Source organism: Nocardioides sp. J9 (assembly GCF_007829375.1).
In the GTDB taxonomy this organism is placed as follows: domain Bacteria; phylum Actinomycetota; class Actinomycetes; order Propionibacteriales; family Nocardioidaceae; genus Nocardioides.
The window spans coordinates 30,657-54,902 of record NZ_VLJQ01000067.1; the positions used below are offsets into that span (position 1 = coordinate 30,657).

The following is a 24,246-nucleotide window of genomic DNA, read 5'->3' on the forward strand; positions in this document are numbered from 1 at the left end:
GAACCACCCCCGCTGAGCGCGCGACGGGTGGTTCGTCCGTCCTCGGGGGAGTGCCTCTCGTGAGCCGCGTGCTCGACGCCGTGGCGCCGCCGCGCCTCGGTCCAGACTTCCGCCGGCTGCTCGCCTCGACCTGGGTGAGCAACCTCGGCGACGGCATCGCCCTCGCCGCCGGCCCCCTGCTGGTCGCGTCCCAGACCCGGTCGCCGGGCCTGGTGTCGATGGCGATGCTGCTCACCGGTCTGCCGTGGCTGCTGTTCGGCCTGCTCGCCGGGGCGATCGCCGACCGCGTCGACCGCAAGCAGATGGTCGTGGTGGCGAACTCGCTGCGCCTGGTCGTCCTCGGCCTGCTGGTCGCCTCCGTGGTCACCGGCGTCGTCGACATCGCGGTGGTGCTGGTCGCGATGTTCCTGCTCGGCACGGCGGAGGTGTTCGCCGACACCGCCTACCGCACGTTCTTGCCGATGCTGGTCGACAAGCGGGACCTCGGCATCGCCAACGCCCGCCTGCAGGCGGGGTTCATCACCCTCAACCAGCTCGCCGGTGCGCCCGTGGGTGCGGCGCTCTTCGCGGTCGGCGCCGCCGTCCCGTTCGGCGCCCAGGCGGTGTGCGGGCTGCTGGCGGTCGTCCTGGTCACCCGGATCTCCCTGCCGCCCGGTCCGGTGCGCGGCAAGGTCGACACCCACGTGCTGCGCGACATCGGCGACGGGATCCGCTGGCTGCTGCACCACCCGCCGGTGCGCACCCTCGCGCTGGTCATCGTCACCTTCAACATCACCTGGGCGGCCGCCTGGTCGATCCTCGTCCTCTACTCCCTCGACGTGCTCCACATGGGCCCGGTCGGCTACGGCCTGCTGACCTCGGCCGCCGCGGCCGGAGGGCTGGTCGGCACCTTCGCCTTCGGCTGGCTCGAGCGCCACGTCCCGCTCGCCGCGCTGATGCGGGCCTGCCTGACCCTGGAGGTCCTGATGCACCTGGGCTTCGCGGTCACCCGGGTGGCATGGGTCGCGGTGCTGATCATGGCCGGCTTCGGCGTCTACGCCTTCGTGTGGGGCACCCTGTCGCAGGCGGTGCGACAGCGCGCGGTGCCTGCCGAGCTCCAGGGCCGGGTGGGGTCGGTCTACAGCATCGCCATCTTCGGCGGGGTCGTCGTCGGCAGCGCCCTCGGTGGCCAGGTCGCCCAGCACGGGGGAGTGGTCGCACCGTTCTGGTTCGCCTTCGTCGGCTCCGGCCTCACCCTGCTGCTCGTGTGGCGCCAGCTCGGGCACATCGCCCACCTCGACGACGACACACGGATGCACGCTCCGGGCCCGGACGCGGGGTAGCCTGAGACGGCCGAGCTTCCCCCGCGACGGACGCCCCCTGTGGACCTGACAGGATCGCCCCGTTGCGTCCGGTCCCGACGGAACCGAGCAAGGAGCCTGCGTGTATCTGAAGAGCCTGACCCTCAAGGGGTTCAAGTCCTTCGCGTCCGCGACCACCCTCCAGCTCGAGCCCGGGATCACCTGCATCGTCGGGCCCAACGGATCGGGCAAGTCCAACGTCGTCGACGCGCTCGCCTGGGTTATGGGCGAGGCCAGCGCCAAGAGCCTGCGCGGCGGCAAGATGGACGACGTCATCTTCGCCGGCACCTCGGGCCGTCCGCCGCTCGGCCGCGCCGAGGTGGTGCTGACGATCGACAACTCCGACGGCGCCCTGCCGATCGAGTACTCCGAGGTCACGATCAGCCGGACCATGTTCCGCACCGGCGGGTCGGAGTACGCCATCAACGGCACTCCCTGCCGCCTGCTCGACGTCCAGGAGCTGCTCAGCGACTCCGGCATCGGCCGCGAGATGCACGTCATCGTCGGCCAGGGCCAGCTGGACACGATCCTGCACGCGACGCCGGAGGACCGGCGCGGGTTCATCGAGGAGGCCGCCGGCGTCCTCAAGCACCGCAAGCGCAAGGAGAAGGCGCTGCGGAAGCTGGACTCGACCGAGGGCAACCTCAACCGGCTCAACGACCTGCTGAGCGAGATCCGCCGCCAGCTCAAGCCGCTCGGCCGGCAGGCCGAGGTCGCCCGCCGTGCCGCCACCGTCCAGGCCGACGTCCGCGACGCCCGGGCCCGCCTGCTCGCCGACGACCTGGTCACCGCCCGCACCGCGCTGGAGCAGGAGCTCGCCGACGAGAGCGTGCTCCTCACGCGTCGCGCCGAGGTCGAGGCCTCGATCGCGACCGCCCGCGAGCAGGAGGCCCGTCTCGAGGCCGCACTGCGCGAGGACCTGCCCGCGCTGTCCGCGGCTCAGGAGACGCTGTCGTCGCTCAACGCGCTGCGCGAGCGCTTCCGCGGCACCCAGGGCCTGGCCGCCGAGCGGGTCCGCAACGCCGCCGGCGTCGCCGACGCCGAGGTGTCGCAGGGCCGCGACCCCGACGAGCTCGAGGCCGAGGCGGAGCGGGTCGCCGCCCAGGAGGCGGAGATCGCCGCCCTGGTCGCCGAGCAGCAGACCGCCCTGGAGGACGCCGTCCAGCACCGCCGCGACGCCGAGGACGCCGCCGCCACCGAGGAGCGCCGCGTCGCCGCGCTGCTGCGCGCGGCTGCCGACCGTCGCGAGGGCCTCGCCCGCCTGCACGGCCAGGTCAACACGCTCCGCTCCCGGGCCACCTCGGCCGAGGAGGAGATGGGCCGCCTCGAGGCCGCGCGCAAGGACGCCCTCGCCCGCGCCGAGAAGGCGCAGCGCGACTTCACCGCCCTGGAGACCCGGGTCGCCGGCCTCGACGCCGGCGAGGAGGGCCTGGACGCCGAGCACGAGGCGGCCGTCGCCGCCCTCGACGACCTCGACGAGCGGCTCGCCAAGGTCCGTGAGGAGGCCCAGCAGGCCGACCGCGACAAGGCCGGCCTGAGCGCGCGCAAGGAGGCCCTCGAGCTGGGCCTCAACCGCAAGGACGGCGCCGGTGCCCTCCTCGCGGCCACCGACACCGTCTCCGGCCTGCTCGGCTCCGTGGCCGCCCTGGTCACCGTCCGCTCCGGCTACGAGGGCGCGGTCGCCGCCGCCCTCGGCGCCGCCGCGGACGCGGTCGCGGTCACCGACGCCGACGCAGCCGTGTCCGCCATCGACCACCTCAAGACCGACGACCTGGGCCGGGCCGGGCTCCTGCTCGGCGGGGGAGCGACCGAGGACGTCGCCGCCTGGCCCGCGCTGCCGCCCGGCACGACGTACGCCAGCCAGGTCGTCGAGTGCCCCGCCCAGGTGCGCCCCGCCCTGGACCGCCTGCTGCGCAAGGTCGCCGTCGTCGACGACCTGCCCGCCGCGCGGGCCCTCGTCGCCGACCTGCCCGACGTCGTCGCGGTCACCCGCGACGGCGACCTGCTCGGCGCCCACTTCGCCTCCGGCGGCTCCCAGTCCACCCAGAGCCTGATCGAGGTGCAGGCCGCCGTCGACGAGGCCGCGGAGGCGCTCGCGGAGGCCGTCGCCGCCTCGGAGCGCCTCGCCTTCGACCTCTCCCGGCTGGAGGCGGAGCGCGCCGAGGCGCAGCAGCGCGTCGACGTCGCCCTCGCGAAGCTCCACGAGTCCGACGCCACCCTCGCCGCCGTGGCCGAGGAGCTGGGCCAGCACGGTTCGCTCGCCCGCGCCGCGCGTGCCGAGGCCGAGCGCCTCACCGAGGCGATCAGCCAGGCCGAGAACGCCCGCGAGCAGGCGCTGGTCGGCCTCGCCGAGCTCGAGCAGCGCCTGGCCGCCGCCGAGGAGGACGGCGGCGAGGAGGAGCCGGACACGACCGAGCAGGAGCGCCTCGTCGAGGCCACCCGCGCCGCCCGGCAGGCCGAGATGGAGGCGCGCCTGGCGTTGCGCACCTCCGAGGAGCGCGCCCGGGCCCTGCACGGCCGGGTCGACCAGATGCGGAAGGCCGCCGAGGCCGAGCGCGTCGCCCGGGCCCGCGCCGCCGAGCGGCGCGCCCGCCTGCTCGCCGAGGGCCGGGCCGGCGAGGCGGTCGCCAGCGCCGCCACCTACGTGCTCGCCCGGCTCGAGGCCTCCGTGGCACTCGCGGCCGAGCGTCGCCAGGCCGTCGAGGACTCCCGCCGCGGCCGCGAGCAGGAGCTGATGGGCGTGCGGCAGGCCCTGCGCGACCTCGGCAAGGAGCTCGAGGAGCTGGTCAGCTCGGTCCACCGCGACGAGATGGCCCGCGCCCAGCAGCGGATGAAGATCGAGCAGATCGAGACCAAGGCGCTCGAGGAGCTGGGCCTCGAGCCCGAGGCCCTCGTCGCGGACTACGGCCCGGACCAGCCGGTGCCCGTCCTCGAGCCCCCGGCAGCGGAGGGTGAGGGCGACGGTGAGGGCGACGGTGGCGAGGCGGAGCCGCGCACGGTGCCGTTCGTCCGCGAGGAGCAGGTCAAGCGGCTGCGCACCGCCGAGAAGGCGCTGAGCATGCTCGGCAAGGTCAACCCGCTGGCGCTGGAGGAGTTCTCGGCGATGGAGGAGCGCCACCAGTTCCTCTCCGAGCAGCTCGAGGACCTGCGCCAGACCCGCAAGGACCTCCTCGACATCGTCAAGGACGTCGACGCCCGCGTGGAGCAGGTCTTCACCGAGGCCTACGCCGACGTCACCAGGGCCTTCGACGAGACCTTCGCCCGCCTCTTCCCGGGTGGCGAGGGCCGGCTGGTGCTCACCGACCCCTCCGACATGCTCACCACCGGCGTCGAGGTCGAGGCCCGCCCGCCGGGCAAGAAGGTCAAGCGGCTCTCCCTGCTCTCCGGCGGCGAGCGCTCGCTGGTCGCGGTCGCGTTCCTGGTCGCGCTGTTCAAGGCCCGTCCCTCGCCGTTCTACATCCTCGACGAGGTCGAAGCGGCCCTCGACGACACCAACCTGGGGCGCCTGCTGGAGATCTACGAGGAGCTGCGCGAGAACTCCCAGCTGCTCGTGATCACCCACCAGAAGCGCACGATGGAGGTCGGCGACGCGCTCTACGGCGTCACCATGCGCGGCGACGGCGTGTCGGCCGTGATCAGCCAGCGGCTGCGGGACACCGAGCCGGCATGAGCGAGCCCGACCGCAGCCGGCCCACCCGGTCGTCGTACCGCGCCTGGCGCACGGCGACCACCCGGTGGTCCGACGACGACGTCTACGGCCACCTCAACAACGCCCGCTACTTCGACCTCATCGACACCGCGGTCAACGTGCACCTGCACGAGGCGACCGGCACCGACATCCGCACGTTGCCCGCCATCGGCGTCGTCGCCGAGGTGTCCTGCCGCTACTTCGCGGAGATGGGCTACCCCCGCCCGATCGAGATGGGCCTCGCCGTCGAGCGGCTCGGCCGGTCCTCGGTCGTCTACCGCGTCGGCCTCTTCCAGGGCGAGGGCGACGTCGCCTGCGCCGAGGGCCGCTTCGTGCACGTCTACGTCGACAACACCGACCCGTCCCGCCCGGTCACCCCGGTCCCGGACGTGGTCCGCGAGGCCGTCGCCCCGCTCGTCGTGTGACCTCTGCCGCACGCCGGGCGCGTGCGCTGGCGCCGATGCGGCCCCGGTTGGGGCAGCGAGGCAGGATGGGGGACGACCGACCGACACGCCCCGATCCCTCTCGGAGGACCTGAGTGCTCTTCGTCCTGCTGGCCGTCCTGTTCAGCCTGGTCGTCTCCGCCGCCGTGGTGCTCTACGTGGCCTACCCGCACCGCGGGGAGCAGGTCCCGGGTGTCCCGTGGCTCGGCGACGCGATGGCCAGGGCCGCCGGTGCCGCACCGGTCATCGACGACGAGGAGCGTGACCTGCTGCGCATGCAGTAGGGAACCGGCCCGCGCGATTCCGGGCTGCCCGGGGCGGGCTGGTTGGATGGCCCCATGGAGTGGATCTACCTGGTCATCGGCATCGCCGTCGTCGGCGTGCTCGCGATCGCCGGCCTCGTCACCACGCGGGCGCGCCGCCCGCGCCGCCTGCCGCAGGAACCGCCCACCGAGGCGATCACCCCGACCCCCACGGTCGAGGCGCCGACCGCCCCGCCGACCGTCGAGGTCGAGCCGGAGGCACCGGCCGAGCCCGTCGTCGAGCCCGGGGCACCTGCCCTCGAGAAGCCGGAGAAGCCGGCCTCGCGCCTGGTCCGGCTGCGCCAGCGGCTCGCCGGCTCCAACGCGCTCGGCCGCGGCCTGCTCGGCCTGCTGAGCCGCGAGAAGCTGGACGAGGACACCTGGGAGGCCATCGAGGACCTCCTCATCGGCGCCGACATCGGCGTCGCCCCGACCCAGGAGCTGGTCGAGAAGCTCCGCACCCGGCTGCGCGTCGAGGGTGGCCAGGCGCCCGACGTCCGCACCGTGCTCCGTGAGGAGCTGATCGAGCTCGTCGACCCGAGCCTCGACCGGAGCCTCAACGTCAGCGGTGAGGGGGAGACCCCCGGCGTCGTCCTCGTCGTCGGCGTCAACGGCACCGGCAAGACCACGACCGTCGGCAAGATCGCCCGGATCCTCGTCGCCGACGAGCGCTCCGCGCTGCTCGCCGCCGCCGACACCTTCCGCGCCGCCGCGGCCGACCAGCTCTCCACCTGGGGCGAGCGGGTCGGCGTCGAGGTCGTGCGCGGGCCCGAGGGCGGCGACCCCGCCTCCGTCGCCTTCGACGCGGTCAAGCAGGGCGTCGAGCGCGGCGTCGACACCGTGGTCGTCGACACCGCCGGCCGCCTGCAGAACAAGCAGGGCCTGATGGACGAGCTCGGCAAGGTCAAGCGGGTCATCGAGAAGCAGGCCCCGGTCACCGAGGTGCTGCTCGTCCTCGACGCCACCACCGGCCAGAACGGCCTGATCCAGGCCAAGGTCTTCTCCGAGGTCGTCGACGTCACCGGCATCGCGCTCACCAAGCTCGACGGCTCCGCCAAGGGCGGCATCGTGGTCGCCGTGCAGCGCCAGCTCGGCGTCCCGGTCAAGCTCGTCGGCCTGGGCGAGGGCCCGGACGACCTGGCGCCCTTCGACCCGGCCGCCTTCGTCGACGCGCTGCTCGGCTGACGGACCCCGCCCCGCGGGGCCGTCATCGGCACGTAACGGTTGTGGGGAACTCGTTACACGGCTGAAACACGCCTCCTGCGGATCCGAAACCAAGCCCGAGCAACGTTCGGGTCATGAAGCTCGTCACGGCAGTCATCAAGCCCCACAAGTGGGAGGACGTCCGCGAGGCGCTCGAGGCCTTCGGTGTCACCGGCATGACGGTGAGCGAGGTCAGCGGGTACGGGCGGCAGAAGGGCCACACCGAGGTCTACCGCGGTGCGGAGTACGACATCGCCCTGGTGCCGAAGATCCGCATCGAGATCGTCGTCGACGACGTGGACACCGAGGACGTCGTCGGCATCATCACCAAGACGGCCCACACCGGGCGGATCGGCGACGGGAAGGTCTGGGTCAGCCCGATCGACACCGTCGTCCGGGTCCGCACCGGTGACAAGGACGCCGCGGCCCTCTGAGGCCGCGCGTCGCCCCGGATCCGGTCCCCGGACTGGCACCCTGCACCCATGAAGCTGATCAGCGCGGTCGTGAAGCCGCACAAGTGGGAGGACGTCCGGCAGGCGCTCGAGGCGGTCGGTGTCAACGGCATGACCGTCAGCGAGGTCAGCGGGTACGGACGGCAGAAGGGCCACACCGAGATCTACCGGGGTGCGGAGTACGACATCGCGATGGTGCCGAAGGTGCGCATAGAGATCGTCGCCGACGACGAGGACGTGGAGCAGGTCGTGGACACCATCACGCGCGCGGCGCAGACCGGCAAGGTCGGCGACGGGAAGATCTGGGTGACCCCGGTCGAGACCGTCGTTCGCGTGCGCACCGGCGACACCGGCTCCGCGGCGATCTGAGCCACCCCTCCGCCACGCCATGACCGCAGCCGACCGCGCCGCCCGCACCGCGGCCGCCGACGCGCTCTGCGCCAAGGCGTACGACGACGCGGGCGGCCCCGACACCGGCGCGGCCCTCGTGGCGGTCGGCGGCTACGGACGCGGCGACATGGCGCCCTTCTCCGACCTGGACCTGGTCCTGGTCTCCGACGAGGGCGTCGCTGAGGCGCACGGGATCGAGTGGGCCGAGCTCGCCGGGCGGGTCTGGTACCCGCTCTGGGACACCGGGGTGAAGCTCGACCACTCGGTGCGCCCGCTGCCCGAGATGCTCACCGCCGCCGAGGGGGACGTGCGCGTCGGGGCGGGCCTGCTCGACGTGCGCCACGTCGCCGGGGACTTCAACCTCACGCTGCGGCTGCGGACCACGATCCTCGCGCAGTGGCGGCGCCAGGCCCGCGAGCGCCTGCCGGAGCTGCGCGAGATGGTGCGCACCCGCCACCAGCGGGTCGGCGAGCTGGCCCACCTGTCGATGCCCGACCTCAAGGAGGCCGAGGGCGGGCTGCGCGACGCCACCGTGCTCAAGGGACTGACTGCGACGTGGCTCGTGGACGTCCCTGCCGCCGACCTGGAGCGCTGCCGCACCCAGCTGCTCGACGTCCGCGACGTGCTGCACGAGGCCGCCGGGCGCGCCACCGACCGCATCGCGCCGGAGCACTGGGAGGCGCTGGCGGCGGGCCTCGGGCTGTCCGACGAGGGCGCGGCGCAGCGCCACGTCCGCGAGCTCGGCCGCCGGGTGACCCACCTGTCCCGGCTGGCGTGGCGCCGTGCGGACGACGCCGTCCGGCGTGCCCCGGCGGCGAGGCCGCGCCGACCCGAGCTCGAGCGGGTCGCCCCCGGCGTCGCGCTCTCCAAGGGCGAGGTCGTCCTGGAGGCGAGCGCCCGACCCGCCGACGACCCGGTGCTCCTGCTGCGGGCCGCCGCGGAGGCGGCCGTGCGTGACGCCGTCCTGGCGCCCCCGACCGCCGCCCGCCTCGTGCGCGAGTGCGCGCCGCTGCCGGAGCCCTGGCCCGACGAGGCCCGGCAGCAGATGGTGCGCCTGCTCGCAGCCGGTCGCGGCCTGCTCGGGGTCTGGGAGACGCTCGAGGAGACCGGTGCGCTCGCCCGGATCCTGCCCGAGTGGGAGCGGATCCGGCTCCTGCCGCATGCCTCGGCGATCCACCGCTTCACCGTCGACCGCCACGTCGTCGAGACCTGTGTGGAGGCCTCGGCGCTGATCCGCGACGTCGCACGGCCCGACGTCCTCGTCGTCGCCGCCCTGCTGCACGACATCGGCAAGGGCGGCCTGACCGAGCACAGCGTCGCGGGGGAGCCGATCGCCCGCGCCATCGCCGAGCGGATGGGTTTCGCGCCCGACGAGGTCGACCTCATCGCCCAGCTGGTGCGCCGCCACCTGCTGCTCGCCGACCTCGCCACCACCCGCGACCCCGACGACCCGGCCACCATCGACGCCCTGACCGAGCACGTCCGCACCCCCGAGGCGCTGGCCCTGCTGACCGCGCTCACCGAGGCCGACGCCAAGGCGGCCTCGCCGAAGGCGTGGACCTCGTGGCGCGCCGGGCTGGTCCTCGACCTGTCCCGCCGCGCCCGCAGCTCCCTGGAGCGGGGGACCGTGCCGCCGGCCTTCCGGGTCGAGGAGATCGCGGTGCCGGAGGCCGCCCGCGCCGACGGCACGTCGATCGCGGTGGAGCCGGTCGAGGACGGCGCGCGGGTGACCGTCGTCGCCCCCGACCGGGTCGGCCTGCTCGCCGACGTCGCCGCGACCCTCGCCCTGCGCCGGGTCCCGGTCCGCGCCGCCCGGGTCTGGTCGCAGGGGGACCTCGGCGTGTCCGTGTGGGACGTCGCCGACGAGTACCTCGACGCCGGTGCCCTGCGGCACCAGCTGGACGCGATCACCGCACGCCGCGTCGACCCGGCCGCCCGGCTGGCCCCGCGCCCGGCCGCCGAGGGCGAGCTGGCACCCACGGTCGTCGTACGCCCGGAGGCGAGCGACCACGCGACCGTGGTGGAGGTCCGCGCCGCGGACCGGATCGGCGTGGTCTACCAGGTCAGCGCCGCCCTGGCCGCCCTCGACATGACCGTCCGTTCCGCCCACGTCTCCACCCTCGGCCCGCAGGCCGTCGACGTGTTCTACGTCCAGGAGGCGTCGGCGGGGGCGCTGTCGGACACCCGTGCCGCCGAGGCCGCCCACGGCGTGCGGGCCGCGATCACCGGCTCCTGAGGATCAGCAGCAGCGCGACTGCGGGGCGTGCTCCCGCTGGTCGGCGCGGTGCCGCTCCCAGTCACGGCGCGACATCGGCCGGCGCCCCTCGGCCGCGCAGCGCGCGACGTACTCGTCCCAGCGGCCCTCGCCGGTGAGCTCACGGACGTACCAGCGCAGGCCGCGCCACGCGCGCTGCAGCGGCATCACCTCGGGCTCCCGGTGAGCCGCGACTGCTCCCACTCGCGCACGGCCTCCTTCTCCTCCTTCGTGGCGAAGAAGTCGGACGGCGCGACGAGGTCGGACGACTGCGCCGGGACCTCGGTGGTCGGCAGACCGCCGGCGCGCAGCGCCTTGACCCAGACCACCACCGCGTTGGCCACCACGACGACGACGAGCACCGCGAACGTCAGCTGCAGGACGCCGTTGGTCGTGGAGTTCGTGATGACCTGGTCCATCTGTCCCGCGTCCTGGGCCGGGGCGAGCACCTCGCCGGCGTCGCGGGCGTCGCGGTAGCGGCCGGCCTGCGCGAAGTAGCCGATGGCCGGGTCGTCGGAGAACACCTTCTGCCAGCTGGCGGTCATCGTGACCACCAGGTCCCACACCAGCGGGACGAGCGGCACCCACACCCAGCGCGCCTTGCCGTGCTTGAGCATGAGGGTGACGCACAGGCACAGCGCGATCGCGGCGAGCAGCTGGTTGCTGATGCCGAACAGCGGGAAGAGCTGGTTGATCCCGCCGAGCGGGTCGGTCACGCCGACCCAGAGCATGTAGCCCCACGCGGCGACGACCACGGCGCTGGCGCTCCAGGCGGCCGGCCGCCACGACGTGTCACCGAAGCGGGGCCAGAAGTTGCCGATCGTGTCCTGCAGCATGAACCGGCCCACGCGGGTGCCGGCGTCGACGGCGGTGAGGATGAACAGCGCCTCGAACATGATCGCGAAGTGGTACCAGAACGCCGCGAGGCCGCCGCCGAACGCGTCGGTGAAGATCGACGAGATGCCGACCGCGAGGGTCGGGGCGCCACCGGTGCGGGAGATGAGGGTCGGCTCCTGGACCGCGGCGGCGGCCTGCACCAGCGCGTCCGGGGTGATCGAGAAGCCGAGCGTGCCGACGAACTCCGCGGCACTGCCGGGGTCGCCGCCGGTCGCGCCGGCGGGGCTGTTCATCGCGAAGTAGAGGCCCTGGTCGATGACGCACGCCGCGATCAGGGCGCTGATGGCGACGAAGGACTCCATCAGCATGCCGCCGTAGCCGATCATCCGGACCTGGGTCTCCTTGGCGATCATCTTCGGCGTCGTGCCGGAGGAGATCAGCGCGTGGAAGCCGGACAGGGCGCCGCAGGCGATGGTGATGAACACGAACGGGAACAGCTTCCCCGAGAACACCGGGCCGTCGCCGTCGAGGGCGAAGCTGGTGATGTCCTCGTTCTGCAGCACCGGGCGGGCCAGCAGCAGCCCGAAGGCCAGCAGCACGATCACGCCGACCTTCATGAACGTCGACAGGTAGTCGCGCGGGGTGAGCAGCATCCACACCGGCAGCACCGAGGCGATGAAGCCGTAGACGATCAGGCAGACGGTCAGCGTCTCGTGGGACAGGGTGAGCGCGTCGCCGAGGCCGGTGTCGTCGATCCACCCGCCGACGATGATCGCCAGCAGGAGCAGCGCGACGCCGATGGCGGTGGTCTCGCTGACCCGGCCCGGGCGCAGGTAGCGCAGGTAGAAGCCCATGAACAGCGCGATCGGGATGGTCAGCCCGATCGAGAACACGCCCCACGGCGACTCGGCCAGCGCGTTGACCACGACCAGGGCGAGCACCGCCAGGATGATGATCATGATGGCGAAGACCGCGACGAGGGCCGCGGTGCCGCCCACGACCCCGATCTCGTCGCGGACCATCTGGCCCAGCGACTTGCCGTCGCGGCGCATCGAGAAGAACAGGACCATCATGTCCTGCACCGCCCCGGCGAGGATCACCCCGACGATGATCCAGATCGTGCCGGGCAGGTAGCCCATCTGGGCGGCCAGCACCGGACCGACCAGTGGCCCGGCGCCCGCGATCGCCGCGAAGTGGTGCCCGAAGAGCACCCGGCGGTCGGTGACGTCGAAGTCCTGGCCGTTCTCGAGGCGCTCCGCCGGGGTCGCCCGGGTGTCGTCCGCCCCGAGCACCCGGTGGGTGATGAACCGGGCGTAGAACCGGTAGGCGATGGCGTACGACGCCAGCGCCGCGAACAGGATCCAGAGCGCCGACACCTCCTCCCCGCGGGAGAGGGCGAGCACCGTCCAGCAGACCGCCCCGAGCACTGCGATCCCGCCCCAGATCGCGATGCCGGCCGGAGTCATCCGGCGCTTCGGGCCATCAGGACGTCGTACAGGAGTAGTCGTCGACATGAGGTCCTCCTCGACCCGGCCGAGGTGCCCCCGATGGCACTCCCGACCACCGCGCGGGCTCCGAGCGCCCGCGCAGTACCCTCGAACGTCCACCGCAGACGTCCGGCCCGCGGGCCGTGCCGGTTACGATCGGTGTTCGAGACCTCAACTCCTACCGACGACTCCGACGAGGACGCAACTCTCTTGTTCGCCACACTGTCCGACCGCCTGACCGCGACCTTCAAGAACCTGCGCGGCAAGGGCCGGCTCTCCGAGGCCGACATCGACGCGACCGCCCGGGAGATCCGGATCGCCCTGCTCGAGGCCGACGTGGCGCTGCCCGTCGTCAAGGAGTTCGTGGCTGCGGTCAAGGAGCGCGCCCGCGGCGTCGAGGTCAGCCAGGCGCTGAACCCGGCCCAGCAGGTCGTCAAGATCGTCAACGAGGAGCTCGTCGAGATCCTCGGCGGCGAGACCCGCCGCCTGCGCTACGCCAAGACCGGGCCGACGGTCATCATGCTCGCCGGCCTCCAGGGGGCCGGCAAGACGACGCTCGCCGCGAAGCTCGCGCTGTGGCTCAAGGAGCAGGGCAAGACCCCGCTCCTGGTCGCCTGCGACCTGCAGCGCCCCAACGCGGTCCAGCAGCTGCAGGTCAACGGTGAGAAGGTCGGCGTCCCGGTCTTCGCGCCGGAGCCCGGCAACGGTGTCGGCGACCCGGTCTCGGTCGCGAAGGCATCGGTCGAGGAGGCGAAGCGCAAGCTCCACGACGTGGTCATCGTCGACACCGCCGGCCGCCTCGGCGTGGACGCGGAGATGATGGCGCAGGCCGCCGGCATCCGCGACGCCGTGCAGCCCGACGAGGTCCTCTTCGTCGTCGACGCCATGATCGGCCAGGACGCGCTCACCACGGCGCAGGCCTTCCTCGACGGCGTCGGGTACGACGGCGTCGTGCTCACCAAGCTCGACGGTGACGCCCGCGGTGGTGCCGCCCTGTCGATCCGCCACGTCACCGGCCGCCCGGTCATGTTCGCCTCCTCCGGCGAGAAGATGACCGACTTCGACGTCTTCCACCCCGACCGCATGGCGTCGCGCATCCTGGACATGGGCGACGTGCTGACCCTGATCGAGCAGGCCGAGAAGGCTTTCGACCAGGAGGAGGCGATGCGCGCGGCGGAGAAGCTCACCGGCGGTGACTTCACGCTCGACGACTTCCTCGCCCAGATGCAGCAGCTGAAGAAGCTGGGCTCGATGTCGAGCATCCTCAAGATGCTCCCGGGCATGGGCCAGATCCGCGACCAGATCGAGAACTTCGACGAGCGCGAGATCGACCGGATCGAGGCGATCATCCGCTCGATGACGCCGGCCGAGCGCGCCAACCCGAAGCTCATCGACGGCTCCCGCCGCGCGCGCATCGCCAAGGGCTCGGGCCGCTCGGTCTCCGACGTCAACGGCCTCGTCGACCGCTTCTTCGAGGCGCGGAAGATGATGATGCAGATGGCCCGCGGCGGTGGCATGCCCGGCATGCCGGGCATCCCCGGCATGGGCGGCCCCGGCGGCGGCAAGCGCGCCACCGCCAAGCAGAAGGCCAAGAAGGGCAAGGGCAAGGGCGCGCGCAAGTCGGGCAACCCGGCCAAGGCCGCCCAGGAGGCCGCGGCCGCGAAGGCGAAGGCCGCCGAGGCGAAGCCGAACCCGTTCGGCATCGGCGAGGACATCGACTACGAGGCCGCCGCCGAGAACCTGCAGCTGCCCAAGGACTTCTCCAAGTTCCTGAAGTGATCCTCCGGTGAGGACCACGCTCGTCGTCGACGGCGCCAACGTCGTCGGTGCCCGCCCGGACGGCTGGTGGAAGGACCGCGCCGGGGCCGCCCGCCGCCTGCACGAGCAGCTGCTCGTCGCCGACGTGCCGTACGACGACGTGGTGCTCGTCCTCGAGGGCCAGGCCAAGGGCGGGGTGCGCGCCGGCAAGGACGCGCACGTCCGCACGGTGCACGCCCCGAAGGACGGCGACGCCACGATCCTCGCCGAGGCGGCGAAGGCTGTCGGGCGGGGCCACCGCACCGTCGTGGTCACCGCCGACCGGGCGCTCGACGCCCGCGTGCACGGCGTCGGCGCGACGACGCTGAGCCCGACCTGGCTGCTGTCCCACCTTTGAGGGGGACCGCGCCCGCAGCGGCGTTGGTAGCGTGCGGCGCGTGAGTGCGCTGCGGTTCTCCGGTCCGGTCCTGCCCGACGGCGAGGTGCGGGAGCTCTTCGTGGTCGACGGGGTGGTCACCTACGAGCGGCCCGCGGGGGCGGAGACGGCCGCCGAGGGGTGGATCGTCCCCGGCCTCGTCGACGCCCACAACCACCTCGGCCTCGAGGACGGGGGAGCGGTCCCCGACGACGAGGTCGAGCGCCAGGCGATCGCCGACCGCGACAGCGGCGTGCTGCTGACCCGCGACTGCGGCTCCCCGGCCGACACCCGCTGGGTGCAGGAGCGCGAGGACCTGCCCCGGCTGATCCGCTGCGGCCGCCACGTCGCGCGCACCCGCCGCTACATCCGCAACTACGGCCAGGAGGTCGAGCCCGACGGCCTCGTCGACGCCGTCGACGCCCAGGCCCGGGCCGGCGACGGCTGGGTGAAGCTCGTCGGCGACTGGATCTCCCGCGAGGAGGGCGACCTGGCACCGTCCTTCCCCGCGGACGCCGTCACCGCCGCGATCGAGGTCGCGCACGCCCAGGGCGCCAAGGTCACCGCGCACTGCTTCGGCGAGGACTCCCTCGGCCCGCTGCTCGACGCCGGCATCGACTGCATCGAGCACGGCACCGGCCTCACCGAGGCCCACCTCGAGCGGATGGTCGCGCAGGGCGTCGCGCTCGTGCCGACCGTGCTGCAGACCTCGAAGTTCCCGGAGTTCTCCGCCCAGGGGCGCGTCAAGTTCCCGGCGTACTCCGCGACGATGGACACGCTCTTCCAGCGCCGCCGCGACGTGCTGATGGCCGCCCACGACGCGGGCGTCGCGCTCTACGTCGGCAGCGACGGCGGCGGCTCGACCCGCCACGGCGTGCTGCACGAGGAGATCCGTGCGATGGCCGACATGGGCCTGTCGAACGAGTACGTGCTCGGCGCCGCGTCCTGGCGCGGCCGCGCGTGGCTGGGCTGGAACCCCGGGCTCGACGAGGGTGACGCCGCGGACTTCGTCGTCTACCCGCGCAACCCGCTCGAGGACCTGTCGGTGCTCACCGAGCCGGCCCGCGTCGTGCTGCGCGGCCGGGTCGTCGCCTGACGGAGCTCCCGCCTCACCCCTGGTACGGAGGCTGGTACGGCGGCTGGTACGGCGGCGGGGGCAGCTGCGGCGGCCGGTTGCGCCGCACCAGCGTCACCACCAGCACCGCGAGCCCGGCCGCGCCGAGGAACAGGCCGAGGCAGGCGCCGCCGAAGATCGTCCCGATGAGCCCGGGGATGCTCGGCAGCGGCCCGAGCCGCACCTCGGCGCCGTCGCCCGCGAGGGCCGTGCAGGTGACCTCCAGGTCGCCGTCCGCGGTGTCGAAGGACCGGTCCGCCTCCCACTCGTTGACCTCGTAGGACCCGTTGACCGGGCCGAAGGAGATCGCGGTCCCGTCGCCGGCCACCGCCTCGCAGGTCACCGGCCGGCCGTCGGTGACGAACACGCCGTAGGTCTCGTCGGCCGGGAGGTCGACCTGGTGCGCCTGCCCGTCTGCGGCGACCACGACGACCTCGCCGCTGAGCAGCCGCCAGACCACGACGCCGGCGGCCACGGCGACCACGACCGCGGCCACGAGCAGGCCGACGGCCACCCAGATGCCGGTGCGGGACGTGCGCTTCGGTGCGGGGGCGTGGGGGGAGCTCATGGCCGGAGAGTCTGCCAGCGCAGCTCGGTGTATCAACGGCACCGGCGCGTCGCTCCGCACAGTGACCGGCCATTCCGGCTGGTCCTCTCGAGAAGGAGCCCCCCATGCACCGCTACCCCGACCACCTGACGCACCCCTCCGGCGTCGAGCTCACCCCGAAGCCCGACCGCGTCCTGCTCGCGCCGCGCACCGGCCCGGCCGTCGCCGGGTTCGCTGCCGCCGCGGCAGCGCAGGCCGACGTGCTCGCCACCCTCGGCCTCGTCGCCGAGGGGCCTGCGACCGACGACGGTCCGCTCGCCGCGGCCGACGTCCAGCCCGACGCGAAGCAGCCCGTCAATGAGGGCCCGGACTTCGTGTTCGCCCGCACCCCCGACGGCTCCGAGGTCGACGGCGACGCGATCGCCCGCGCCGAGGCCGAGGGGACCGTCGGGTGGGCCGCGCCGGTCTACACCGCCGACTTCGGTGCCGGCGAGGAGGAGCTGGCCCCGGCCGCCGACGCCGTGGTGCTGCTGCACGCCGACGTCGCCGACCCCGAGGACCTCGCCCGGGTCGTCGCCCTCGGCCTCGAGCGCGACGAGGTCCGCTCCGCGCTGCTGGGCGACCACGACTACTTCACCGTCGCCGACCCGGCCGCCACGCCGGCGTACGACCTCGCCGACCGGATCACCGAGGCCCTCGGGCGCGACGTGGAGGTCCGCCTGGAGTGGGTGCCGATGCGGGTCCCGGTCGCGCACGTGCCCAACGACCCGATGTACGCCGACCAGTGGAACCTCCGCCAGATCGGCGCCGCCGGTCCCGGCACCACCGGCTGGGACCTCACCATGGGCTCGGCCTCGGTGGTCGTCGCGATCCTCGACGAGGGCGTCGAGCTCGGCCACCCCGACCTCGCCGGCGCGTTCGTGCACAACGGGATCAACCTCGGCACCATGTCCGGCACCGGAGCGCCGACGGGCGACCACGGCACCCCGTGCGCCGGGATCGTCGCGGCCCGCACCGGCAACGGCACCGGCGTCGCGGGCCTGGCCGGTCGTTGCCGGATCCTGCCGATCGCCTTCTCCCGGTGGACCGACACCGAGGTCGCCGCGGGCATCCGCTACGCCCGGATGCAGGGCGCCCACGTGATCTCGATGAGCTTCGGGTGGAACGCCTGGGACCGGGCCGTGATCGACCCGGCCATCCAGGAGGCGTTCAACGCCGGCCTCGTGATGTGCGTGGCCACGCACAACCACAACACCGCCAACGGCATCACCTACCCGGCCACCAACCCGCTGGTCATCGCGGTCGGGGCCTCCGACCAGGCCGACAACCGCAAGTCGCCCTCCAGCCCGGACGGCGAGGGGTGGGGGTCGAACTACGGTCCGCAGATCTCGGTGGTCGCGCCGGGCGTGCGGATCCCCAGCACCGACCGGCTCGGCGCCAACGGCTACACGGCCAACGACTACACACCGCGGTTCAACGGCACCTCCGCCGCCACGCCGCACGTCGCTGCCCTCGCCGCGCTGATCCGCTCGCGGAACTCCAGCCTCAACAACGTCGGCGTCCGCCGGATCATCGAGCAGACCGCGGCGAAGGTGGGGACGGTTCCCTACGCCAACGTCGCCGGCCACCCGAACGGGACGTGGAACGAGCAGATGGGCTACGGCCGCATCGACGTGCTCGCCGCGCTGCAGCGGGCGACCCCGGTCAAGCGGTGGCACTTCGAGGACGACCTGGTCAAGCACCTGCGCGACAACATCGTCTTCGAGAAGAGGTTCAAGGAGATCCGCGAGATCGACATCTACAAGCTCGCCGGCCGCGAGGTGGACGACCTGATCGACCTCGAGGACCTGATCAACCCGGTGCGCGACCGGCTCGAGGGGCTGAAGGGCCTCGAGGGCCTGGACGAGGTCGTCAAGCGGCTCGAGCGCATCGAGAAGCGCGTCGGCAGCCTCGGCAGCCCGTTCCTCGGCACCGAGGACCGGCCCGACGTCTCGACCCCGGTCGTCGAGGCGGCCGTCAACGGCGACGGACCGTCGTGATCCTCGTCGTCGCCTCCCAGCGGGACCCCGGGGCCGCGGCCCTGGTCGCGGGGTGGGCGGGCGCCCGCCTGCTCACCCCGGCCGACCTGTCCCTGCCGGGCTGGGTCCTCCCGGCCGGGGCCACCGGCCCCGGGGACCCGCCCGGCCGGGGCGTCGCGGACGGCGAGCCGTTCGAGGTCGACCGGGTGGGGCGGGTCGTCTGCCTCCTGGCACGGGTCCGACCCGCCGAGCTCACCTGGATCGCGGACGAGCACCGCGGGTACGTCGCCGCGGAGATGACCGCGCTGCTCGGTCACTGGCTCGCCGGCCTCGGCGACCGCTGCGTCGTCCGCCCGACCCCCGGGGACCTCGCCGGACCGACCCGGCCGACCACGGCGTGGGCCGCTGCGGCCGGGCTCCCGGTCGCCGAGCGGTCGGGGAGCGGGAGCCACGTCGTCGTCACCGTCGTCGGCCGACGGGTCGTCGTCGGTGGCGACGGCCCCGCGCCCGGCCCGGCGGAGCGTCGCGGGCTGGTCGCGGCGGCCGCCGCGCACGACGCTCCGCTGCTCTCGGCCGTCCTCACACCCGGCGGCCCGGGGGAGGGGCTCGCCCTCGAGGCGGTGCTGCCCGCCCCGCTCGTGGCGACCCCCGCGGCCCGCGCCGCGGTCCGGCGGTACGTCGCCTCGGGCCGCCCCCGCACGCGGGAGCGGGTGGCGTCGTGATCGTCCTGCACGGGTTGCGCACCGACACGCCCCTCGAGGCGGTCCGGCGCGTGCTCGAGGACCGCGGGGCGCCGTACCTCCTCGTCGACCAGGCCGACTGTGGGACCGTCGCCGTCGAGCGGCGCGGGGGCCACCCCGTGCTCGTCGTCGACGGCGACGCGGTCCTGGTCGACGAGGTGACCGGCGCCTACCTGCGGCCCTACGACCTCGGCGACGCCGTCGACGCGGTCGAGCAGGAGCGGCTGGCCCGGCTCGCGACCGACCTGCGGGAGTGGGCCGAGCTGGCGCCGCCCCACGTGCGGGTGCTCAACCGGCCCTCCGCCGGCCTCAGCAACCACTCGAAGCCGTGGCAGGCCCGGGCCGTCGCCGACGCCGGCTTCGCGGTCCCGGAGACGCTGCTGACCACCGACCCGGCCGCTGCCCGCGCGTTCGTCGCCCGGCACGGCCGGGTGGTGGTCAAGTCGGTCAGCGGGATCCGCAGCATCGTCCGGGTCGTGGGGCCCGACGACGACCTGTCCGCGGTGCGCTGGTGCCCGACCCAGCTGCAGCGGTTCGTCGCCGGGGTCGAGCACCGGGTGCACGTCGTGGGGGACCGGTTGTTCGTCCACCGGATCCGCTCTGAGGCCGTCGACTACCGCTACGGCGGGTTCGCCGCCGAGCCGGTCGACCTGCCCGACGCCGTCGCGGACCGCTGCCGGGCACTGTGCCGGGCGCTGGACCTCGAGCTGGCCGGCCTCGACCTGCGGTTCGGCGCCGACGGGCGGTGGTACTGCTGGGAGGCGAACACCTCGCCGGCGTACTCCACCTTCGACGGGCCCGACCGGGCCATCGCGGGCGCCATCGCGGACCACCTCGCCGGCGGGTGAGGGGTGGATTCGTGCCGGGCGGGGGTGATCTGGCAGACTTGGCGGCTGAGTTCTGCGCCTTCCGGACCCTCTCAACCGGTGGGTGCAGCGCCCATCGAGACCCGGGTCCCGGTGTTCCCCACCTGGTCGCCCGCGCCTCACCCACACTAGTTCTCAAGGAGACACCACAAACGTGGCCGTCAAGATCCGTCTGAAGCGCCTGGGCAAGGTCCGGGTCCCGCAGTACCGCATCGTGATCGTCGACTCGCGCAAGAAGCGCGACGGCGCCGTGATCGAGGAGATCGGCAAGTACCACCCCAAGGAGGAGCCGTCGTTCATCGACGTCGTCTCCGAGCGGGCGCAGTACTGGCTCGGTGTCGGCGCGCAGCCGACCCCGGCCGTCGAGGCGATCCTCAAGATCACCGGTGACTGGCAGAAGTTCAAGGGCATCGAGGGCGCCGAGGGCACCCTGAAGGTCAAGGAGCCGAAGCGCGACAAGCTCGAGATCTTCAACGAGGCCCTCAAGGAGGCCGCCAACGAGCCCAAGGGCGCCGCGGTGACCGCCAAGAAGTCCGAGAAGAAGGCCGACAAGGCCGAGGACAAGGCTGACGAGAAGGCCGAGGAGGCGCCGGCCGAGGCCGCCGCCGAGGAGGCCCCCGCCGAGGCTCCCGCCGAGGAGGCCTGAGCAGATGCTCGCCGACGCACTGGAGCACCTCGTCCGCGGCGTGGTCGACCACCCCGACGACGTGGTCGTCCGCGACAAGCAGCTGCGGCGCGGCTCGGTGCTCGAGGTCCGGGTGCACCCCGACGACCTCGGCAAGGTGATCGGTCGCGGCGGCCGCACGGCCACCGCCTTCCGCACCGTGATCGGCGCCCTGGCCGGCAACAGCAGCACCCGGGTCGACTTCGTCGACACCGACCGCCGCTGAGCCACGGCACGAACCGTCCGGACGGGCGTCTCCCCCACGGGGGAGGCGCCCGTTCGCCGTTCCCGGCCGGCTGGCCCTAACCTCGGGCTCGTGGTGGAGAGCATCGAGGTCGTCGTCGGTCGCATCGGCAAGCCGCACGGCATCCGCGGAGAGGTGACGGTCGACGTCCGCTCGGACGAGCCCGAGCGCCGGTACGCCGTCGGCGCCGTCCTCCAGGTCGAGCCGCCCCGCGGCTCCGCCTTCGCGCACCGCACCCTCACCGTCGCCCGGACCCGCTGGCACCAGGGCGTGCTGCTGGCAGCGTTCGAGGAGCTGCCGGACCGCAACGCCGCCGAGACCGCCCGCGGGGTGGTGCTCCGCGCCTCCGTGCCCGCCGACGAGTCGCCGGAGGACCCCGAGGAGTTCTACGACCACCAGCTGGTCGGCCTCGCCGTGCACGACGTCGACGGCACCCACCTCGGCGAGGTCGTCGGGCTGGTGCACGGCGCCCAGGACCTGCTCCGGATCAAGACCCTCGACCGGCGCGAGGCGCTGGTGCCCTTCGTGGCCGCCCTGGTGCCCGAGGTGGACGTCGCCGGCGGTCGCGTCGTCGTCGCCGACCGGCCCGGCCTGGTCAGCCCGTTCCCCGAGGAGGAGGGGGAGTGAGGCTCGACTACCTCACGATCTTCCCGGACTTCTTCGGCCCGCTCGAGCTGTCGCTGCCCGGCAAGGCGGCGGCCAGCGGCCTGCTCGACGTCCACGTCCACGACCTGCGGACGTGGACCCACGACCGGCACCGCACCGTCGACGACACCCCGTACGGCGGCGGCGCCGGGATGGTGATGAAGCCCGAGCCGTTCGGCGAGGCCTTCGAGGCCCTCGGCATCGGCGCCGGCGACACGATCGTGTTCACCACCCCCTCCGGCGAGCGCTTCGACCAGCGCCTCGCCGAGGAGCTCGCCACCCGCGAGCGCATCGTCTTCGCCTGCGGGCGCTACGAGGGCATCGACCAGCGCGTCATCGACCACGCCCGCGAGGTCGCCGAGGTCCGCGAGCTCAGCCTCGGCGACTACGTGCTCAACGGCGGCGAGGTCGCCGCCCTCGCGGTCACCGAGGCCGTCGTGCGCCTCCTGCCCGGCTTCATGGGCAACGCCGAGTCCCTCGTCGAGGAGTCCCACGGCGCGTCCGGGCTGCTGGAGTACCCCGTCTACACCAAGCCCCGCACCTGGCAGGGTCGCGAGGTCCCCGACGTGCTGCTCAGCGGCGACCACGGCCGGATCGCCACGTGGCGCGAGGACCAGGCCCGGCGTCGTACGGCGCAGCGGCGGCCGGACCTGCTGCACCCCTCCGTCCTCGAGGACGGCACCCCGATCGTGCGCGCCGTCCCCGGCGACGCCGGCGAGCTGCTCACCCTGCAGCGGGCCTGCTGGGTGCAGGAGGCGCTCGACAACGACACCCTCGACATCCCCGCCCTGCACGAGTCGCTGGACGACATCGTCGCGTGGATGCAGGAGTGGGACACCTGGGTCGTGCGCCGCGCGGGCCGCCTCGTCGGCGCCGTCCGCGGCAAGATGGAGGGCGACGCCTGGGACATCGGGCGGATCATGGTCGCCCCCGACCTGCAGGGCAGCGGCCTGGGCCGGGCCCTCCTCGACCACATCCAGGCCGTCGCGCCGGAGCAGGCGACGTCGTACCTCCTCTTCACGGGGGAGGGCAGCGCCCGCAACCAGCGGATGTACAGGAAGGCCGGCTTCCGCCTCCGCACCGACCTGCCGGCGCCGCCGCACGCGGTCGTGCTCACCAAGCCCCGCCGCTGAGGCGGGAGGGTCGCAGACGGCGTCACCGGGACGTCACACGCTGGGAGAACTAGTAACACGCACGAAACGTGAGCCGGTTCCCGGCGAAACGAGGCGTCGCAAGTATCGGGTCCAGACGCGGCAGGCAACGTTGCCAGACCGCCGCACCACTACCCGAGACTTGTGAGGAACCGGATGTCTGTCGATCTCTCGTGGCAGCTGATCTGCGCTGCCCTGGTCCTGTTCATGACGCCAGGCCTGGCGTTCTTCTACGGCGGTCTGGTCAAGCAGAAGTCCGTCGTGTCGATGATGATGCTGAGCTTCGGCTCCATCGCCGTCGTGGCCCTGCTCTACGTGCTCATCGGTGGCACGGGCATCACCGACGGCTCCACCGGCGGGTGGAAGCTCTTCGGCAACCCGTTCGCCGACGTGGGCATGTCCGACCTGATGGAGGGCGTCGGCGCCGGTGAGGCCGCCAACGCCTTCGGTGGCCACGCCTTCCTCGTCGCCTTCTGCATCATCACCGTCGCGCTGGTCTCGGGCGCGGTGGCCGACCGGGCCCGCTTCTGGCCCTGGATGCTGTTCGCCGCGCTGTTCACCGCCTTCGTCGTCTTCCCGAGCTTCCGCTGGATCTGGGGCGTCGACTCCGAGGGCACGCCCAACGGCTGGCTCGCCAACGACGTCCTCGGCCTCGGCACCGGCGCCCTCGACTGGGCCGGTGGCACCGTGATCCACCAGTCCGCTGGTGCTGCGGCCCTCGCCCTGGCCCTGGTCCTCGGCAAGCGCAAGATCGGCTTCTCCAAGGAGGAGACCGTCGCCCACAACGTCCCGCTCGTCCTGATCGGCGCCGCGATCCTGTGGTTCGGCTGGTACGGCTTCAACACCGGTGTCTACGGCGCCGACGAGGGCCAGACCTCGCTCATCTTCTTCAACACCGTGATCACCCCCGCCGCCGCCCTGCTCGGCTACATCGCCATCGAGGCGCTCAAGGACGGCAAGGCCACCGCGGTCGGCGCCGCCTCGGGCATCGTCGCCGGTCTGGTCGCGATCACCCCGGCCTGCGCCTTCCTCACCCCGGTCTGGGCCCTCGTGCTCGGCCTGGTCACCGGCGCGATCTGCTGCTTCGCGGTCGACCTGAAGTTCAAGCTCGGCTTCGACGACACCCTCGACGTCGTCGGCCTGCACCTGGTCGCCGGCTTCATCGGCTGCCTCTGGGTCGGCATCTTCGGCGCCGAGGCCCTCACCGGCGGCAGCCTGCTGTTCGGTGGCGAGGCCAAGCTGTTCATGGCCCAGCTCCTCTCGTCGCTCACGATGATCGCGTTCTCCTTCGTGATGGCCTTCATCTTCGCCACGCTGATCGAGAAGACGATCGGCTTCCGCGTCAAGGAGGAGGACGAGGTCGCCGGTATCGACCTGGTCCTGCACGGCGAGGGCTACGCCCTCAACGACTGATCCATCCCGCTCCACCCGCAGGCCCGTCCCGGTTCGTCCGGGGCGGGCCTGTGGTCTTGCGCGAGCGTGTCGCCTGTCGACGACGGCGCGCAGGCACTCGCTGCGCTCGGCCCGCACCTGTCGCCGACGCGCCTCCGGCGCGGGCGCCRCGCTGCCGCGCGCGCAGTTGGCTCCGGTAGGTGGCACAGCCCGTCTGGCGGCAAGCCTTGGGCTCGGCTCCGCCGGACTCCCCGGTGGTTGAGGTGCGAGGCCGCCCGCGGCCGAGCCTTGACACC

22 protein-coding genes and 1 pseudogene are annotated in these 24,246 nt (G+C 73.3%); 20 read left to right on the forward strand and 3 right to left on the reverse strand.

Features of this window, described 5'->3' with window-relative positions:
* Window positions 1–59 precede the first annotated feature (59 nt).
* From L615_RS10160 to L615_RS10195, 8 genes are all read left to right on the forward strand, one after another.
* Window positions 60–1,322 (forward strand): MFS transporter, encoded by a 1,263-nt coding sequence (locus L615_RS10160; RefSeq protein ID WP_145724995.1) that lies wholly within the window; start codon window positions 60–62, stop codon window positions 1,320–1,322.
* Window positions 1,323–1,422: 100 nt separating this feature from the next.
* Window positions 1,423–5,010 carry a chromosome segregation protein SMC gene (gene smc, locus L615_RS10165; protein ID WP_145724996.1) on the forward strand — a complete coding sequence of 1,196 codons (3,588 nt, stop codon included), beginning with the start codon at window positions 1,423–1,425 and terminating at the stop codon, window positions 5,008–5,010.
* Entirely contained in the window at window positions 5,007–5,453 is a 447-nt protein-coding gene (locus L615_RS10170; RefSeq protein WP_028655956.1) for a thioesterase family protein, read from the forward strand. Before smc ends, L615_RS10170 begins: the two co-directional genes overlap by 4 nt.
* Window positions 5,454–5,566: 113 nt before the next feature.
* Entirely contained in the window at window positions 5,567–5,755 is a 189-nt protein-coding gene (locus L615_RS10175) for a hypothetical protein (RefSeq protein ID WP_028655957.1), read from the forward strand.
* 54 nt (window positions 5,756–5,809) lie between these two features.
* Window positions 5,810–6,958: a signal recognition particle-docking protein FtsY gene (ftsY, locus tag L615_RS10180; protein WP_028655958.1), complete on the forward strand. Its 1,149-nt coding sequence runs from the start codon at window positions 5,810–5,812 to the stop codon at window positions 6,956–6,958.
* Between the two features lie 113 nt (window positions 6,959–7,071).
* A complete protein-coding gene (locus tag L615_RS10185; RefSeq protein WP_028655959.1) occupies window positions 7,072–7,410 on the forward strand; it encodes a P-II family nitrogen regulator in 339 nt (112 codons plus the stop codon).
* A gap of 48 nt (window positions 7,411–7,458) precedes the next feature.
* Window positions 7,459–7,797, forward strand: coding sequence for a P-II family nitrogen regulator (locus tag L615_RS10190; protein ID WP_028655960.1), 339 nt, complete (start codon window positions 7,459–7,461; stop codon window positions 7,795–7,797).
* A gap of 19 nt (window positions 7,798–7,816) precedes the next feature.
* Complete coding sequence (locus L615_RS10195) at window positions 7,817–10,054, forward strand: [protein-PII] uridylyltransferase (protein ID WP_145724997.1); 2,238 nt, start codon at window positions 7,817–7,819, stop codon at window positions 10,052–10,054.
* Between the two features lie 3 nt (window positions 10,055–10,057).
* On the opposite strand, the gene L615_RS10200 is transcribed toward L615_RS10195, so the two are convergent.
* Together L615_RS10200 and L615_RS10205 are read right to left on the reverse strand one after the other, a co-directional pair.
* A complete protein-coding gene (locus tag L615_RS10200; protein WP_036517994.1) occupies window positions 10,058–10,240 on the reverse strand; it encodes a YbdD/YjiX family protein in 183 nt (60 codons plus the stop codon).
* Complete coding sequence (locus L615_RS10205; protein WP_186449815.1) at window positions 10,240–12,423, reverse strand: carbon starvation CstA family protein; 2,184 nt, start codon at window positions 12,421–12,423, stop codon at window positions 10,240–10,242. The genes L615_RS10200 and L615_RS10205 overlap by 1 nt, the downstream gene beginning before the upstream one ends.
* Window positions 12,424–12,606: 183 nt before the next feature.
* Here L615_RS10205 and ffh point away from each other — a divergent pair, with 183 nt between their 5' ends.
* Genes ffh through L615_RS10220 form a run of 3 tightly spaced genes read left to right on the forward strand, consistent with a single transcriptional unit; the run spans window position 12,607 to window position 15,665 of the window.
* Entirely contained in the window at window positions 12,607–14,175 is a 1,569-nt protein-coding gene (ffh, locus tag L615_RS10210; RefSeq protein ID WP_028655962.1) for a signal recognition particle protein, read from the forward strand.
* Window positions 14,176–14,182: 7 nt separating this feature from the next.
* Window positions 14,183–14,551 carry an NYN domain-containing protein gene (locus L615_RS10215; RefSeq protein WP_028657240.1) on the forward strand — a complete coding sequence of 123 codons (369 nt, stop codon included), beginning with the start codon at window positions 14,183–14,185 and terminating at the stop codon, window positions 14,549–14,551.
* Between the two features lie 40 nt (window positions 14,552–14,591).
* Window positions 14,592–15,665 carry an amidohydrolase family protein gene (locus L615_RS10220; protein WP_145724998.1) on the forward strand — a complete coding sequence of 358 codons (1,074 nt, stop codon included), beginning with the start codon at window positions 14,592–14,594 and terminating at the stop codon, window positions 15,663–15,665.
* 13 nt (window positions 15,666–15,678) lie between these two features.
* On the opposite strand, the gene L615_RS10225 is transcribed toward L615_RS10220, so the two are convergent.
* Window positions 15,679–16,251: a hypothetical protein gene (locus L615_RS10225; RefSeq protein WP_028657242.1), complete on the reverse strand. Its 573-nt coding sequence runs from the start codon at window positions 16,249–16,251 to the stop codon at window positions 15,679–15,681.
* Window positions 16,252–16,355: 104 nt separating this feature from the next.
* On the opposite strand from L615_RS10225, the gene L615_RS10230 reads away from it, so the two are divergent.
* The 9 genes and pseudogenes from L615_RS10230 (at window position 16,356) to L615_RS10265 (ending at window position 23,971) form a co-directional block, all read left to right on the forward strand.
* Window positions 16,356–18,269, forward strand: coding sequence for a S8 family serine peptidase (locus L615_RS10230; RefSeq protein WP_145724999.1), 1,914 nt, complete (start codon window positions 16,356–16,358; stop codon window positions 18,267–18,269).
* Window positions 18,266–18,970: a hypothetical protein gene (locus L615_RS10235; protein ID WP_051486286.1), complete on the forward strand. Its 705-nt coding sequence runs from the start codon at window positions 18,266–18,268 to the stop codon at window positions 18,968–18,970. Before L615_RS10230 ends, L615_RS10235 begins: the two co-directional genes overlap by 4 nt.
* Entirely contained in the window at window positions 18,967–19,836 is an 870-nt protein-coding gene (locus tag L615_RS10240; protein ID WP_145725000.1) for a RimK family alpha-L-glutamate ligase, read from the forward strand. The genes L615_RS10235 and L615_RS10240 overlap by 4 nt, the downstream gene beginning before the upstream one ends.
* Before the next feature lie 172 nt (window positions 19,837–20,008).
* Window positions 20,009–20,500: a 30S ribosomal protein S16 gene (gene rpsP / locus L615_RS10245; protein ID WP_145725001.1), complete on the forward strand. Its 492-nt coding sequence runs from the start codon at window positions 20,009–20,011 to the stop codon at window positions 20,498–20,500.
* A 4-nt stretch (window positions 20,501–20,504) separates the two neighbouring features.
* A complete protein-coding gene (locus L615_RS10250; protein WP_028657245.1) occupies window positions 20,505–20,744 on the forward strand; it encodes an RNA-binding protein in 240 nt (79 codons plus the stop codon).
* A 93-nt stretch (window positions 20,745–20,837) separates the two neighbouring features.
* Window positions 20,838–21,389 (forward strand): ribosome maturation factor RimM, encoded by a 552-nt coding sequence (rimM, locus tag L615_RS10255; protein ID WP_198020309.1) that lies wholly within the window; start codon window positions 20,838–20,840, stop codon window positions 21,387–21,389.
* Window positions 21,386–22,060: pseudogene (trmD, locus tag L615_RS24175) on the forward strand (tRNA (guanosine(37)-N1)-methyltransferase TrmD); the annotation flags it as partial. The gene rimM and the pseudogene trmD, both read left to right, overlap by 4 nt.
* Before the next feature lie 93 nt (window positions 22,061–22,153).
* A complete protein-coding gene (locus L615_RS24180; protein WP_261376631.1) occupies window positions 22,154–22,540 on the forward strand; it encodes a GNAT family N-acetyltransferase in 387 nt (128 codons plus the stop codon).
* A 174-nt stretch (window positions 22,541–22,714) separates the two neighbouring features.
* Entirely contained in the window at window positions 22,715–23,971 is a 1,257-nt protein-coding gene (locus L615_RS10265) for an ammonium transporter (protein WP_028657248.1), read from the forward strand.
* Window positions 23,972–24,246 lie beyond the last annotated feature (275 nt).

Excerpts from the sequence above, each read along its gene's own strand:
- L615_RS10170 (WP_028655956.1), top strand. The coding sequence starts at position 5,007 with ATGAGCGAGCCCGACCGCAGCCGGCCCACCCGGTCGTCGTACCGCGCC.
- ftsY (WP_028655958.1), top strand. The coding sequence starts at position 5,810 with ATGGAGTGGATCTACCTGGTCATCGGCATCGCCGTCGTCGGCGTGCTC.
- L615_RS10185 (WP_028655959.1), top strand. The coding sequence starts at position 7,072 with ATGAAGCTCGTCACGGCAGTCATCAAGCCCCACAAGTGGGAGGACGTC.
- L615_RS10190 (WP_028655960.1), top strand. The coding sequence starts at position 7,459 with ATGAAGCTGATCAGCGCGGTCGTGAAGCCGCACAAGTGGGAGGACGTC.
- L615_RS10195 (WP_145724997.1), top strand. The coding sequence starts at position 7,817 with ATGACCGCAGCCGACCGCGCCGCCCGCACCGCGGCCGCCGACGCGCTC.
- L615_RS10200 (WP_036517994.1), bottom strand. The coding sequence starts at position 10,240 with ATGCCGCTGCAGCGCGCGTGGCGCGGCCTGCGCTGGTACGTCCGTGAG.
- L615_RS10205 (WP_186449815.1), bottom strand. The coding sequence starts at position 12,423 with ATGTCGACGACTACTCCTGTACGACGTCCTGATGGCCCGAAGCGCCGG.
- L615_RS10225 (WP_028657242.1), bottom strand. The coding sequence starts at position 16,251 with ATGAGCTCCCCCCACGCCCCCGCACCGAAGCGCACGTCCCGCACCGGC.
- L615_RS10230 (WP_145724999.1), top strand. The coding sequence starts at position 16,356 with ATGCACCGCTACCCCGACCACCTGACGCACCCCTCCGGCGTCGAGCTC.
- L615_RS10250 (WP_028657245.1), top strand. The coding sequence starts at position 20,505 with ATGCTCGCCGACGCACTGGAGCACCTCGTCCGCGGCGTGGTCGACCAC.
- L615_RS10265 (WP_028657248.1), top strand. The coding sequence starts at position 22,715 with ATGTCTGTCGATCTCTCGTGGCAGCTGATCTGCGCTGCCCTGGTCCTG.